Origin of the sequence: Kitasatospora sp. NPDC002965, assembly GCF_040611255.1 — a bacterium.
GTDB lineage: Bacteria > Actinomycetota > Actinomycetes > Streptomycetales > Streptomycetaceae > Kitasatospora.
In genome coordinates, this window is record NZ_JBEXNT010000092.1 from 1 (window position 1) to 13,785 (window position 13,785).

10 protein-coding genes are annotated in these 13,785 nt (G+C 75.9%); 3 read left to right on the plus strand and 7 right to left on the minus strand.

Going from position 1 to position 13,785, the window contains the following annotated elements:
- The 3 genes from ABZY91_RS28910 to ABZY91_RS28920 all read right to left on the minus strand — a co-directional run.
- Positions 1–828 (minus strand): DUF5995 family protein (locus ABZY91_RS28910; RefSeq protein ID WP_355405839.1); only part of this gene is annotated, 828 nt, incomplete at its 3' end.
- 114 nt (positions 829–942) lie between these two features.
- Positions 943–1,338, minus strand: coding sequence for a DUF3224 domain-containing protein (locus ABZY91_RS28915; protein WP_329884162.1), 396 nt, complete (start codon positions 1,336–1,338; stop codon positions 943–945).
- 126 nt (positions 1,339–1,464) lie between these two features.
- Positions 1,465–2,565 carry a PP2C family protein-serine/threonine phosphatase gene (locus ABZY91_RS28920; protein WP_355405840.1) on the minus strand — a complete coding sequence of 367 codons (1,101 nt, stop codon included), beginning with the start codon at positions 2,563–2,565 and terminating at the stop codon, positions 1,465–1,467.
- Between the two features lie 191 nt (positions 2,566–2,756).
- Here ABZY91_RS28920 and ABZY91_RS28925 point away from each other — a divergent pair, with 191 nt between their 5' ends.
- The 3 genes from ABZY91_RS28925 to ABZY91_RS28935 all read left to right on the plus strand — a co-directional run bounded on the left by ABZY91_RS28925 (position 2,757) and on the right by ABZY91_RS28935 (position 5,838).
- The gene (locus ABZY91_RS28925) at positions 2,757–3,776 is read left to right on the plus strand and encodes a pseudouridine synthase (RefSeq protein WP_355405841.1); all 1,020 of its coding nucleotides are present in this window, start codon (positions 2,757–2,759) and stop codon (positions 3,774–3,776) included.
- 86 nt (positions 3,777–3,862) lie between these two features.
- The gene (locus ABZY91_RS28930) at positions 3,863–4,765 is read left to right on the plus strand and encodes an SDR family NAD(P)-dependent oxidoreductase (RefSeq protein ID WP_355405842.1); all 903 of its coding nucleotides are present in this window, start codon (positions 3,863–3,865) and stop codon (positions 4,763–4,765) included.
- On the plus strand, positions 4,762–5,838 hold the full coding sequence (locus tag ABZY91_RS28935; protein WP_355405843.1) for an S-adenosylmethionine:tRNA ribosyltransferase-isomerase: 1,077 nt from the start codon (positions 4,762–4,764) through the stop codon (positions 5,836–5,838). Before ABZY91_RS28930 ends, ABZY91_RS28935 begins: the two co-directional genes overlap by 4 nt.
- A gap of 64 nt (positions 5,839–5,902) precedes the next feature.
- Here the strand turns inward: ABZY91_RS28935 and ABZY91_RS28940 are convergent, their stop codons facing one another.
- The 4 genes from ABZY91_RS28940 to ABZY91_RS28955 form a co-directional block, all read right to left on the minus strand.
- On the minus strand, positions 5,903–9,631 hold the full coding sequence (locus ABZY91_RS28940) for a SpoIIE family protein phosphatase (protein ID WP_355405844.1): 3,729 nt from the start codon (positions 9,629–9,631) through the stop codon (positions 5,903–5,905).
- A 321-nt stretch (positions 9,632–9,952) separates the two neighbouring features.
- Complete coding sequence (locus tag ABZY91_RS28945; RefSeq protein ID WP_355405845.1) at positions 9,953–11,137, minus strand: thiolase family protein; 1,185 nt, start codon at positions 11,135–11,137, stop codon at positions 9,953–9,955.
- Positions 11,138–11,303: 166 nt separating this feature from the next.
- Complete coding sequence (locus ABZY91_RS28950) at positions 11,304–12,383, minus strand: serine hydrolase domain-containing protein (RefSeq protein ID WP_355405846.1); 1,080 nt, start codon at positions 12,381–12,383, stop codon at positions 11,304–11,306.
- A gap of 144 nt (positions 12,384–12,527) precedes the next feature.
- A complete protein-coding gene (locus ABZY91_RS28955) occupies positions 12,528–13,664 on the minus strand; it encodes a glycoside hydrolase family 19 protein (RefSeq protein ID WP_329884176.1) in 1,137 nt (378 codons plus the stop codon).
- Between the last annotated feature and the right edge of the window lie 121 nt (positions 13,665–13,785).

Here is a 13,785-nt window from a genome sequence, read left to right on the forward strand (position 1 = left end):
GAGCCCCCGGGGGCCCCCCCCCCCCCCCCGGGGGGGCCCCCCCCCCCCCCCGCCCCCCCCCCCCCCGGGGGGGGGCCCCCCCCCCCCCCCCCCCCCCGCCCCCGGCGCCGTGGCGGGGTGCGGGCGGGCCTCCGCCGTGGCCGGGTGCAGGCCCGTCGGGGCGAGCAGCGCCCGGCCGAGCAGCCCCACCGCGCGGTCCAGCGTCGCGGTGAACGCCACGGCGGCGCCCGGCAGCCCGCGCAGCTCCCAGAGCACCCGGACCGACGACCAGGCCGCGTCCCGGGCGGCGTCGACCGACCACGCGCCGATCCGGTGGGTCAGCGGCTCGATCCGTTCCAGCAGGTCCGGCCCCGGCATCAGCTGCTCCCGGACCGCCGCCTCCACCCCGGCCAGCAGAGCGCTGATCCGGTGGTAGTCGGCCGCGAGCTGCCGGGGCTCGCGGCCCAGCCGCCGGCAGGTGTCGATCACGGCGAGCGGCAGGTCGTGCTGGATGTGCGCGTTCATCCCGGCCAGCGCGAACTGGACCGGGTGCACCTCCGGGCACGCCCGCCGCTCGAACAGCGGCTGCCAGCTGGCCGGCGGCCGGCGCCCGGCCGCCACGGCGTCCACGGCCAGCAGGTAGCGCCCGGCGAACACGACGTCCAGCTCGGCCACGGCGCCGGGGTCCGCGAACTCCCCGAGTCGGGCCCGGACCGTCTCCGTCACGGTCAGGTACATCCGGTTGAACACCGCGACGCCGTCACCGGGCGGCAGCCCGCGCCCGATCGCCCGCAGCCGCCGGATCACGCCGTCGACCCCGATCGCCACCCGCGTGTGCGTGCCGGCCATCCGTCACCCTCCGATGTCGATCGTGCACTGATCGCATCATCGTGACAGCCGCCTGCCCGGGCCCGGCCGATGCCGCGCGGAGCCCCCGGCCGCTCCTCCGTCCCCCTCCGCCACTCAGCCCAGCTCGTACTCCAGGACGTAGGTGTGGGCGCCCTGCTCGTCGACGTTCAGCTCGAACGTGCCGGTGATCCCCGTCAGCCCGCCCGAGCCGGTCCCCGCCACCACCCGGATCGCGAGGCGCTCGCCCTGGCTCCCCGGCGCGGAGTGCTGCAGCACGAACGACCCCTGCCGCCCGTCCAGCGTGCCCGTGAACCGCTCCACCGCCACGTACGCGGCCGGCCCGCCCTCGCCGTCCATCACCGAGAACATCCGCACCAGGCTCGTCCCCGTCAGCCCGCCCGTGAAGTCCTTGGTGATCCGCACCCGGCCGACCGTCGACCCCGGCTGCTCGTCCGTCTCCTCCGGCTCGAACGCCGTCAGCTCGAACGCCCCGCTCGTCCTGCTCCCCATGGCACCGTCCCTCGACCGAACCCCGCGGCCGGGCCCGTCGCCGACCGCAGGCCCACCCTTGCACGCCCCACCGACAAGCGCGCCGCGGCGCCGTGCGGGCGGCCGGCCCGGAGGCCCCGCGGCCGCTCAGTACTCCCAGCGGAGGGCCAGCACGGCCGCGTCGTCGTCCAGGCCGGTCGGGGAGACCCACGCCGCCAGATCGTCGAGGAGGTCGTCGAGGAGGGCGTCGGGCGCGGTGGCGTGCAGGGCGGCGAGACGGTCGGTGATCGGGTAGAAGCGGCCCGCCGGGTCGCGGGCCTCGGAGAACCCGTCGGTGTGCAGGAGCAGGAGGTCCCCGGCGAGCGGCTCGAACGGATCGGCCCGGTAGCGGCCGCCGCCGAGGAGATCGAGCAGGCCGAGCGGCGGCGCGTGCCGGGAGGGCACGAGTTCGGTCACCCGGCCCGCGCGGCGCAGCAGGGCGTGCGGATGGCCGCAGTTGACCAGGAGGGCGGAGCCCCCCGGTCCGCCGACGCCGAGCAGCACGGCGGTGGCGAACCGCTCGTTGTCCGGCCGGGCGACCAGCGCGGCGTCCAGCCGCCCGGCGAGCCGGGCGAGGTCGGGCTCGGTGCGGGCCGCCGCCCGGAAGGCCCCGAGGACGTCGGCCGCCGTCTCGACGGCCGACAGCCCGTGCCCCTGGACGTCCCCGAGCAGCACCCGGATGCCGAACGGCGTGTCGGCCACCTCGTAGAGGTCGCCGCCGATCCGCGCCTCGGCCGCCGCCGCGACGTACCGGACGGCGATCCGCAGCGGGCCGATCCGTTCCGGGGGAGGGCGCAGCAGCGCCCGCTGCGCCGCCTCGGAGACCGTCCGGACCTGGAGCAGCTCGCGTTCCCGGGAGGAGATCAGCACGACGTTGGCGGTGCTCGCGAGGGTCGCCGCGAGGATGGTGACCAGCGCGGTGAGGTGGACGGAACCCGACACGGCGGTGTTGCCCCGCTCCAGCAGCCCGGCCGCGACGGCCGCGGCCACCCCGGTGGCCAACGGCACCCGGGCACGGCGGGTGGTCGCCCCGACCAGCACGGGTGCCACCGCGAGGACGGGGGAGAGGGTCGTCCCCGGGCCGGTGAGGAGATCGGCGACCACGGCCGCGACCAGCAGCAGGAAGGCGCAGTAGAGCAGCAGCCGGGTCCGCCGCGGCAGGCGCGGCGGCCGTGCCCCGTCCCGCGGGCCGTCGGCGGTCACGGTCACGCACTCGCCTCCCAGGAGGTCGACGGAGGCACCGGGAGGGGCGCCTGCGCGCTTCCACCCTCTTCCACCCTCCACTCTCCACCGGGGCCGCCGCGGACGGCATCCCGGCGGGCCGGCCTGCTCCGCCCGGTCCGCCCGCCCGGTCCGCCCGGCCGGTCCGGTCCGGCGGGCCGGATAGGCTGGCCGGCGAGATGAGACGCAAGAGCACGCCGCCGGCCGCCCCCCTCCCGCAACGCCTAGGAGTGGACCCGGTGCACCTGCGGCTGCCGGTCGTCGGCGGCCCGTGGCCGACGGTGCGCGCGTACCTGGCCGAGCGGCTGCCCGCCGCGGCGGTCGAGCGGGTCGGCGCCCTGCTGGACGAGCACGGGATCGTCGGTGAGGACGGGCTGCCGATCGCGCCGGACGAGCCGTTCCGGCCCGGGGCGCACCTGTGGTTCTACCGGGAGCTGCCGGCGGAGGTGCCGGTCCCGTTCGCGCTGGACGTGCTGCACCACGACGAGCACCTCGTGGTGGTCGACAAGCCGCACTTCCTGGCCACCACCCCCCGCGGCCGGCACGTCGTGGAGACGGCGCTCTCCCGGCTGCGCCACGCACTCGCCCTGCCGGCCCTCAGCCCGGCGCACCGGCTGGACCGGCTGACGGCCGGGCTGGCGATGTTCGTGGTCCGCCCGGAGGACCGGGGCGCCTACCAGACGCTGTTCCGGGACCGCCTGGTCCACAAGGAGTACCAGGCGGTCGCGCCGTACGACCCGGACCTGGAGCTGCCCCGGACGGTGCGCAGCCACATCCTCAAGGAGCGCGGCGAGATCGCGGCCCGCGACGTGGACGCGCCGCCGAACAGCGAGAGCCGGATCGACCTGGCCGAGCGGCGCGGCGCGCTGGCCCGCTACCGGCTGCTGCCGTCGACCGGGCGGACGCACCAGCTGCGCCTGCACATGAGCGGCCTGGGCGTGCCGATCCTCGGCGACCCGGTGTACCCCGTGGTGCTGCCCGAGCCGGCCCCGGACGACTTTCGCCGCCCACTTCAACTGCTCTCCTCGGTGGTCGAGTTCACCGATCCGCTGAGCGGGCGCCCGCGCCGTTTCGAGAGCCGCCGGACGTTGTCCGCGTGGGCCGACCCGGCCGGGTGGGCCGGGCCGGCCGACCCGGAGGTCCGACCCGCCCCGGGCCCGCCGCCGTCCGCCCCACCGCAGGCGGGCCGACTGTCCTAGGCCGGAGGGCGGAGGACGAAGGGCCGAGGTGGGGGCGGGTCCGGCGGCCGATCCGGATCGGACCGGTCCGGGGTGATCGTGGTGCCATGAACGCAGAACAGATCAGCAACCGCCCCGTCGCCCTGGTCACCGGCGCCTCGCGCGGTCTCGGCCGGGCGCTCGCCCGGGCCCTCGCCGCCGACGGCTGGCAGCTCGTGATCACCTCCCGGGGCGGGGCCGAACTCGCCACCGCGGAGGCCGAGCTGGCGGAGCTCACCACGGTGGTGGCACTCGCCGGTTCGATCGTCGACGACGACCACCGGGCCCGTCTCGCCTCGGCCGCGGCGGCCCTCGGCGGGGCACGGCTCCTGGTGAACAACGCCGGGACCCTCAACGGCGCCGACGCGGCCGGTGCCGACGGCAGCTGCGAACCCCTGCCCCGTCTGGCGGACTTCCCGCTGCCCGAGCTGCTGGAGACGTTCGAGGTCAACGTCCTCGCCCCGATCGCGTTGACCCAGCTCGTCCTGCCGCAGCTGCGCGCCCACACCGGTGACGTCCTCAACATCAGCTCGGACGCGGCCGCGGTGGCGTACGAGGGGTGGGGCGGCTACGGCGCGAGCAAGGCGGCGCTGGACCTCGCCTCGGCCGTACTGGCCGTCGAGGAGCCCGAGTTGCGGGTCTGGGCGGTGGATCCGGGCAGCATGCGCACCAGGATGCTCCAGGAGGCGAGCCCGGGCGAGGACATCTCCGGGGAGCCGCTGCCCGAGGAGGTGGCGCCCGCACTGCTCACCCTCGTCCGCGACCGGGCCGCCTCCGGCCGGTACCGCGCCTCCGAGCTGCTCGCCGACCGGGTCGGCCCCGCCGGAGCCGTGACGGCCGGCCCGGACCTCGCCGGCCCCACCCCCGCCGGCCCCACCCCCGCAGCCGAAGCCCCCGGCCACGCCTTCGCCGAGGCCCCCGTCGGTGCCGTGCCCCTGGCCGCGTCGTCCGCCCGCCGGGGGGACCGGTGACCGCGGTCGCCGAGCCCGCCCTCGACGTCACCGTCCCGCCCGAACTCTCCGCCCGCGCACCCGCGGAGGCCCGCGGCACGACCCGGGACGGCGTCCGGATGCTGGTCGGCCGCCGGAACGCCCGGGGCACCGACACCGTCGCGCACCACCGCTTCACCGAGCTGCCCGAGGTGCTCCGCCCCGGCGACCTCCTGGTGGTCAACAACTCGGCCACCCTGCCCGCCGCGCTGCCGGGCCGGCTGCCCGACGGGGGCCCGGTCGCCCTGCACCTGTCCTCCAGCCGGCCGGACCGGCACGGCGCGCACCTGGTCGAACTGCGCCGCGTCGTCCCGGGGCGGGCGCCCGCCCACTTCCCGCCGGCGCAGTCGCCCGCCCGACCCGGGCTGCGGGTGTCGCTGCCGGCGGGCGGCTCGGCCGAGCTGACCGCACCGTTCACGCCCCGGCTCTGGCACGCCCGGCTCGTCCTCCCGGGTCCGCTGACCGGGTACCTCGCGCAGCACGGCCGGGCCGTCCGCTACGGCTACGTCGACCGCGACTGGCCGATCGAGGCCTACCAGACGGTGTTCGCGACCGTCCCGGGAAGCAGTGAGATGCCCAGTGCGGCGCGGCCGTTCAGCGCCGAGGTGGTGGCCCGGCTGACCGGTCGGGGCGTGCTGCTGGCACCGATCACGCTGCACACCGGGGTCGCCTCCCCGGAGGCGCACGAGCCGCCGTACGCGGAGTGGTTCCGGGTACCGGCCGCCACCGCCCGGTTGGTCGACCACGTCCGGGCCGGCGGCGGGCGGGTGATCGCGGTGGGCACCACGGCCGTTCGCGCCCTGGAGTCGGCGGCCGGGCCGGACGGAGCGGTCCGGGAGGCCGAGGGCTGGACGGAGCTGGTCGTCACCCCCGAGCGCGGCGTGCGGGCGGTGGACGGCCTGCTCACCGGCTGGCACGAGCCGCGCGCCTCGCACCTGCACCTGCTCGCCGCCGTCGCGGGCCTGCCGCTGCTGGCGCGCTGCTACCGGGAGGCGGTCCGGCAGCGGTACCTGTGGCACGAGTTCGGCGACGTCAACCTGCTGCTCCCGGACTGACCGGCGGCGCCCCCGGAATCCCGCGCAGCCGGGCCGGGCCGTGCCGGGCCGGTCCCCGGCCGTGCTACCGCTCCACCAGGCCCGGCGGAAGCTCCAGTTCGAACCAGACCACCTTCCCGTCCGGTGTCTTCCGGCTGCCCCAGCGGTGGGCGAGCTCGTTGACCAGGTGGATACCGCGCCCGCCCTCGTCCTCCTCCCGCGCGCGGCGCATCCGGGGCGACTCGGCGTCCTGGTCGGCGACCTCGACGGTGAGCGTCCGGTTGCACAACAGCCTCAGCTGGGTGGGGGATCCGGCGTGCACCAGGGCGTTGGTGATCAGCTCGCTGGTGAGTAGTTCGGCCCAGTCGGCGAGCGCGCCCAGCCCCCAGTCGCCGAGCGTCTCACGGGTGAAGCGGCGCGAGTGGGCGACCATCGCGTGGTCGTCGCCGAGCGGGAGCGTGGCGATCCGGTCGGAGCCGACCGGCCTGGCCTGCGCGATGATGACGGCGATGTCGTCCTCGCTGGTGCGGCCGGTGAGTTCGGCCAGCACCGCGTCGCAGGTCTGCTCCGGCGAGCGGTGGGTGCCGGCGGCGATGGTGCGGCAGAGCAGGTCGAGGCCCTCGTCGAGGTCACGGCCGCGCCGCTCCACCAATCCGTCCGTGTAGAGGGCCAGCAGGCCGTCCTCGGGGAGGGTGAACTCGACGCTCTCGAAGGGGACTCCGCCCACCCCGAGCGGAGCCCCGGGCGGCAGCTCGACGAGCCGGGCGCCGCCCCGGCCGTCTCCCACCACCGGCGGCAGGTGGCCCGCGCAGGAGGCGGTGCAGTGCCGGCCGACCGGGTCGTACACCACGCAGACGCAGGTGGCGAACTGGCCCTCGCCGATCGCCGTGGTGGCCTCGTCCAGCCGGTGCATGACCCGGTCCGGCGACAGCTCCAGGGTGATCAGGGTGCGGGCCACCGTGCGGAGCTGACCCATGGTCGCGGCGGCCCGGATGCCGTGGCCCATGACGTCGCCGACCACCAGGGCGACCCGGCCGGAGGAGAGCGGGACGACGTCGAACCAGTCGCCGCCGACCTCGCTGACCACGCTGCTGGGCAGGTACCGGTAGGCGATCTCCAGCCCCAGGGTGCGGTGGATCTCCTGCGGCAGCAGGCTCCGTTGCAGGGTGAGCGCGGTCTCCCGCTCCCGGCGGTAGAGCCGGCCGTTGTCGATGGCCAGCGCGGTGCGGGCGGCCAGCTCCTCGGCCAGCGAGCGGTCCGCCGCGCCGAACGGCAGCGGGTTGCGGGTGCGGATGAACTCCACGCCGCCGAGCACCAGTCCGCGCGCCAGCAGCGGCACCATCAGGTAGGAGTGCACGCCGGCGTCGAGCCCCGGCTGCACCCGGTCCTCCGAGGCCACGATCCGGCGCAGCGCCGCCTCGTCCACCTCCGAGACGAGGATCGAGCGGCCGGTGCGCAGGCTCTCCGCGTACACCTGGGCGGACTGCGAGGTCGTGCCGACCTGGTCGGCCGCCCGGGACATGGTGCCGTCGGCGGCGGCCTCGCCGACGGCCACGGCCCGCATGAGCACCGAGCCGTCGGCCGGGACGGGGGACGGGTCCTCGCCGCCGAGCACCGCGTCGCGCAGGTCGACGGTGACGAAGTCGGCGAAGCGGGGGATCACCACCTCCACCAACTCCTCGGAGGTGCGGTCCAGATCGAGCGTGGTGCCGATCCTGGTGGAGGCCTCGTTGAGGAGGGACAGCCGCTGCTGCGCGGCCCACGCCTCGTCCAGGGCGCGCTGGCGGGCCGCCGCCGCGTCCCGTTCCCGGGTGAACAGCAGGGCGTTGTCGATCGCGACGGCCGCGCGGACGGACAGCTCCCCGGCCAGCGCCAGGTCGTCGTCCTCGTACGGATGGTCCATCACCGTCCGGTAGAAGGCGGCGACACCGACCGGTGAGCCCCGGGCGATCAGCGGCACCACCATGAACGAGCGGACGTTCTGTTCGTGGACGGCCGCCGTGCGGACCGGGTCGTTCGCGAACCAGGCCATCCCGGCCTCGTCCATCCTCGGCACCAGCACCGGCCTGCGACGGGTGAGGGCCCAGGCGTAGGGGGAGCCGGGCAGGAACCGCTGCACGCCGCCGGTCCGGTCGATCGGTTCGAGCGTCGAGCCGTGCGCCGAGTGGAACGCCATCCGCCGCAGCACCGCGGAGCCGTCCGTCGACGGCCGGGCCTCGCGCTCGCCCCGTACCAGGTCGTCCAGTACCTCGACCACCACCGTGTCGGCCAGCCGGGGCGTCGCCACCTCGGCCAACTCCAGTGCGGTCTGGGCCAGATCGAGCGTGGTGCCGATCCGGGTGGAGGCCACGTTCACCAGCGCCAGCCGCTCCTGTGCGGCCTTCGCCTCGCGCAGGGCCTGCTGCCGCGCCAGCACGATCTGGTGCTGGCGCAGGTAGAGGCGGGCGTTGTCGATGGCGACGGCCGCCCGGGAGGCCAGCTCGTCACCGAGCGTGATGTCCGCCTCGGCGAAGGACTCCCGCTCCCCGCGCCGCGAGTACACGATCATGCCGAGGGTGGTGCCGCGCGCCACCAGCGGGGTGATCCGCACGGACCGCGGCCGGTCGCCCAGGTAGGCCTGGCGGCGGCTCTCGCTGATCCCGTTGCTCAGTGGCGGAAGCTCCCAGGAGGGCACCACCACCGTCCGGCCGGTGGCCAGCGCCCTCGCGTAGGGGGATTCCGGCGCCACCTCGTACACGGCGTCCACCGGCAGGGCCTCCGCCGGGTAGAGGGGGTCGGTGGTGGCCAGGGCGAGCCGGCGGACCTGCTGCGGGGCGGACGGGTCCAGCGGTTCGACGGTCCGGCCGGCGGCCAGCGCCTCCAGCGCGAAGACGCCGCTGATGTCGGCGACCCTGGGCACCATGGCGTCGGCCAGCTCGCGGGCGGTCTGCCGCAGGTCGAGGGTGGTGCCGATCGAGGCGCTGGCGTCGACCAGCAGGGCCAGCCGCTCCTGCGCCCGGGCGGCGCGGGCGTCGGCACGGAACCGCTCGGTGATGTCGATGACCGTCGAACTGACCCCGAGCACCCGGCCGCTCGGGTCCTCCAGTCGGAAGTACGAGGCCGACCAGGCGTGCTCGTGCGTCGGGTCGCCAGGGGTCCGGCCGTGGGACCGGGCGTCCAGGACGGGTTCGCCGGTCTCCAGCACCCGGCGCATCACCGCCTCGCTCTCCTCGCCGTCGATGCCGGGCAGCAGCTCGGTCAGCCGGCTGCCGACGTGCCGGTCCACCGGCAACCCGTTCACCCGGGCCAGCGCCTCGTTCAGCCGGACGAACGCCAGCCGGCTGTCGAAGACGCCCATGCCGACCGGGGACTGGGTGAAGAAGCCGTCCAGCACGGCCAGGTCCGCCTGGATCCGGCGCAGGGTCGTCACGTCCGACGCCACGGCCAGGACCAGCGGGCTGCCGCCCGGCCCGGCGATCGGGTGGGTGCGGAACTCCAGGTTGACGTGGTGGCCGTCCCGGTGCCGGACCGGGAACACGCCGGACCAGCCGCGCCCGTCCAGGATCTCCTGGAACAGCTCCAGCACCTCGGGCCGCTGGTCGTCGGGGGCCAGCAGCTGCGCGGCCCGGGCGCCGATGGCCTCCTCCGGGGAGTAGCCGAGCAGCGCCTCGGCGTCGTTGCTCCAGTGCAGGATGCGGCCGTCGGACTCGATCAGCGCGGTGGCGATCGGCACCATGAGGAGGGCGTCCTGGTGCGGCCCCGCGCCGGGTTCGCCGCCCGGTTCGTCACGGCGAGCCCGCCCGGGCCCGCCGAGGTCACGCCGCTCGTTCACCATGCTCGGTCACCATGGCCAGAGAACCGCCCGGAGATCGTTTTCGCCAGCCCTGCCATCTTCCCACGCGCCCTGCCCCGCCCGCGCGGCACGCGCCCCGGCCCCGGTGGGCGGCGCCCGCGACCGGTGGGCCCGCCCCGGTCCCCCGGCCCCTCCGGCCCCTCCGGCCCCTCCGGCCGCCCGCACAGGAAGTCGGCGGGTCCGACGTCCGGTGCACGGCGGGCCCGGGCCGCCCGGGTCGCCCGGCGGCGCCCGGCGGCGACCGGCCGGTCACGCCCGGCGTCCGAGCGGGCGACACCGGTACGGGCGCCGACACCCGCAGGGTCAGACGAGCGACTCCAGGACGGTGGCGTTGGCGAGGCCGCCCGCCTCGCACATGGTCTGGAGGGCGTACCGGCTGCCGCGTCGGCGCATGGTGTGGACGAGGGTGGTCATCAGACGGGTGCCGCTCGCGCCGAGGGGGTGGCCGAGGGCGATGGCCCCGCCGCCGACGTTGAGCCGGGCGGGGTCGGCGCCGGTCTCGCGGAGCCAGGCGAGCGGGACGGCGGCGAAGGCCTCGTTGACCTCGAACAGGTCGATGTCCGGGAGCGTGAGACCGGCGCGCCGCAGGACCTTCTCGGTGGCGGGCAGGACGCCGGTGAGCATCAGCAGGGGGTCGGAGCCGGTCACCGCGAAGGAGTGCAGGCGGGCGAGCGGGCGCAGCCCGAGCCGGGCGGCGGTGTCCCCGCCGGCGATCAGCACGGCGGAGGCCCCGTCGTTGATCGGGCTGCTGTTCCCCGCCGTGACCGACCAGGTGATCGAGGGGAACCGGGCGGCGAAGCCGGGGTCGGCGAAGGAGGGGCGGAGGCCGGCGAGGATCTCGGGCGTGGTGCCGGGCCGGACGGACTCGTCGGTGGTGACGGTCCCGCCGGGCGTGGTCACCGGGACGAGTTCGGCGTCGAACAGCCCGTCGGCGTGGGCCCGGGCGGCCTTGGCGTGGGAGCCGGCGGCGAACGCGTCCATCTCCTCGCGGGAGAGGGCCCAGCGGGCGGCGACGAGTTCGGCGCTGACGCCCTGGGGGACGAGCCCGCCGGGGTAGCGGGCGGCGATCGCGGCGCCGAACGGGTCGGCGCCCGGTGGCACGTTGGACCACATCGGGACCCGGCTCATGGACTCGATGCCGCACGCCACGACCAGGTCGTACGCGCCCGCGAGGACGCCCTGGGCGGCGAAGTGGACGGCCTGCTGGGACGAGCCGCACTGGCGGTCGACGGTGGTGGCGGGGACGGTCTCGGGCAGGCCGGCGGAGAGCCAGGCGTAGCGGGTGGTGTTCATGGCCTGCTCGCCGACCTGGTCGACGCAGCCGCCGATCACGTCGTCGACCAGGGCCGGTTCGACGCCGCTGCGGTCGACGAGGGCGCGGAGGGTCTGCGCGAGCAGGTCCACCGGGTGGACGGCCGACAGGGCCCCGCCGGGCTTGCCCCTGCCGATGGGGGTGCGGACGGCTTCGACGATCACGGCGTCACGCATGGCGTCCGCCTTCCTCCGGGGCGGCGCGGGGGAGGGGTCGCCCGGGAACGAGAGCAAGTTGGAAAACCAAACGTACCTGAGGGTCGCCGCGTCCGGTATCCCTGCCGCCGGGCCGGGCCGTGCCGGGCCTGCCCGGCCGCCCGCCGCGGTGGGCGTCGCTGCGCTCCTACGCCGTCCCGCCCGAGGCGTGGGTGTTCTGGAGCGTGCGCAACAGCGCGACGCCCGCCGGGTCGACGGAACGGCGGGTGTTGACCACGGCGATCACGCCCACCTGCTTCTCCGGGTCGAAGGCCACGAACGACCGGTAGCCGCCCGTCCCACCGTTGTGCCAGATCTGCAGGTGGCCGCCCTGGCGGGCGTGCAGGCGGTGGCCGAGCCACCCGAGGTGCATCCAGGCGAACGGGTTGACCCGGTGGCGGACCTCCCGGCTGAGCGCGATCGCGGGCGCCAGTGGCGAGTCGTCACCGTCCGTGCCGTTCGCCAGCTGGGCCCGCACGAGTATCGCGAGGTCGGCGACGGTCGAGTGGAGGCCGCCGGCGCCGACCAGGTCGGCGAGGTCCCAGCCGGGGACGGGGCGACCGCCGGAGGTGTGTCCGGGGGCCAGCCTGGCGGCGCGCTCGGCGTCCGGCGTCACCGTCGTGTCGGCCAGGCCGAGCGGGGCGCAGATCTCCCGCGTCACCAGCTCCTGGTAGCCGAGGCCGGTCCGGTGGGTGAGCGCGAGGCCGAGCAGTCCGGCTCCGAGGTTGGAGTAGCGGAAGCTTCGGCCGGGGGCGGCCCGCAGTCGGGTACGGGCGAGTCCGGCGAGCAGGTACTCGGCGGTGCAGTGCGCGTACGGGTCGGGCTTGTTGGGGGTGAGCAGGGCCGGCAGCAGCATCCCGGCGGGGAGGCGGGGCAGCCCGGCGGAGTGGGTCGCGAGGTGCTGGAGGGTGAGCGGGGTGCCGCCCTTGGCCGGGACGGTGACGCCCGCCGGGAGCGCGTCGGCCAGGACGTCGGCGAGCGGCTCGTCGAGGGCGACGGTGCCGGCGAGCGCCAGTCGCGCGAGCGCGAGCGCGGTGAACACCTTGGTCACCGAGCCTATTTCGAACAGGGTGTCCGGGCCGGGGGCACCGCCGGCGCTGCCGGGGCCGGTGCGGCCGGCGCCGCGGATCTCCACCGTGCCGCCGGCCAGGCCGGCGACCACCGCGCCGACGTGCTGGCCGGCGAGGCGGTCGGCGGTCTGCTGGACGAGGCTGCCAAGGTCGTTCATGACCCCGAGCCTAGGATCCCCCGGCCGGTCACGACGTCCACCGTGGCGACGATTTCGGGCCCCCGCCGTTCGTCCGCCGGAGGTACGCGCCCACCGCCGCCCGCATGCGTGGGGGCGGGCGGCGGTGGGCGGCCGTCGTGCCGGTCAGCAGCTCAGGTTGTTGCCCGGAACGGTGCCGAGCAGCTGGGTGAAGCGCTGGTAGGCGTTGATCCGGCTCTGCACCTGCGCGGGGTTGCCGCCGTTGCACTCCAGGCTGCCGTTGATGCTGCGGATGGTCTCGCCGAAGCCGTACCCGTTGACGATGGCGTTGTGCGGGGTCATGGTGCCGGGCCCGTTCTGGGTGTTCCAGTACCAGAGCGCGGTCTTCCAGGCCACGGCCGGGTCGGTCTGCACCAGGTTGGGGTTGCGCAGCAGGTCGATGCCGAGGGCGTCGCCGGCCGCCTTGTAGTTGAAGTTCCAGCTCAGCTGGATCGGGCCGCGCCCGTAGTACGCGGCCTGACCGGCCGGGCAGCCGTACGACTGTGCGGCGTCGCAGTAGTGCGGGTAGTTGGCGGTGTTCTGCTCGACCACGTAGACCAGGCCGCCGGTCTCGTGGTTGACGTTGGCGAGGAAGGCCGCGGCCTCCTGCTTGCGCACGGTGTCCGTGCCGGTGCCCGCGAAGGCGGGGTAGGCGGAGAGGGCGTCGAGCAGGCCCTGGTAGGTGTAGAAGGTGTTCCGGTTAGGGAACATCTGGTTGAACTGCGCCTGGCTGACCGGGAATCCGCCCGGGTTGGGGGTCACGGTGGTGGTCGGCGTCGGCGTCGGGCCGCAGCTGTACGGCTCCCAGTACCAGGTGCTGATCACCGGGTCGTAGCCCGGGTTGTCGTGGGTGGCCCGGTAGAAGCTGCCGTTGACGTACCGGACGATCGTGCCGGTGGTGTAGGTGCGTCCGGCGACCCAGTCCGGGTAGGCGCAGTTCCCGGGAGTCGGCGTCGCGGTGGGCGTCACCGTGGGAGTGGCGGTGGGCGTCGTGGTGGGGGTCTGGGTCGGGCCGGTGCCGCAGGTGCCCTGGTCGGCCCAGACGCCGGAGCCGGCGGTGCTCGGGGCCTCGCCCTGGGTCCACCACTTCGCGGACCAGTTGTGGCCGTTGTGCGAGGCGCTCGTGCCGCCGGTGTAGACGGCCGACGAGCTCCAGGGCGTGGCACAGACGGCGGCGCTCGCGTTGGCGGCGGGCAGCAGCAGGACGACTGCCAGGGCCGTGACGACGGCGGACAGCAGTGCGAGGAGACGTTTCGTTGACACTTGATCACCCCTTGTGCGGTGGGGGCCGCACGGTCGTGGAGGCGGGAAGGTCGGGGCAGGGAGGGGGCCCCGCGGTGTGGGGGCTCGTCGTGGGGGACGGGCCGACCGGGGTGCGGGCCGG

Bases quoted from the DNA above. Each gene is read 5' to 3' on its own strand.
- ABZY91_RS28945 (WP_355405845.1), bottom strand. From the start codon at position 11,137: ATGCGTGACGCCGTGATCGTCGAAGCCGTCCGCACCCCCATCGGCAGG.
- ABZY91_RS28930 (WP_355405842.1), top strand. From the start codon at position 3,863: ATGAACGCAGAACAGATCAGCAACCGCCCCGTCGCCCTGGTCACCGGC.
- ABZY91_RS28915 (WP_329884162.1), bottom strand. From the start codon at position 1,338: ATGGGGAGCAGGACGAGCGGGGCGTTCGAGCTGACGGCGTTCGAGCCG.
- ABZY91_RS28925 (WP_355405841.1), top strand. From the start codon at position 2,757: ATGAGACGCAAGAGCACGCCGCCGGCCGCCCCCCTCCCGCAACGCCTA.
- ABZY91_RS28950 (WP_355405846.1), bottom strand. From the start codon at position 12,383: ATGAACGACCTTGGCAGCCTCGTCCAGCAGACCGCCGACCGCCTCGCC.
- ABZY91_RS28940 (WP_355405844.1), bottom strand. From the start codon at position 9,631: ATGGTGAACGAGCGGCGTGACCTCGGCGGGCCCGGGCGGGCTCGCCGT.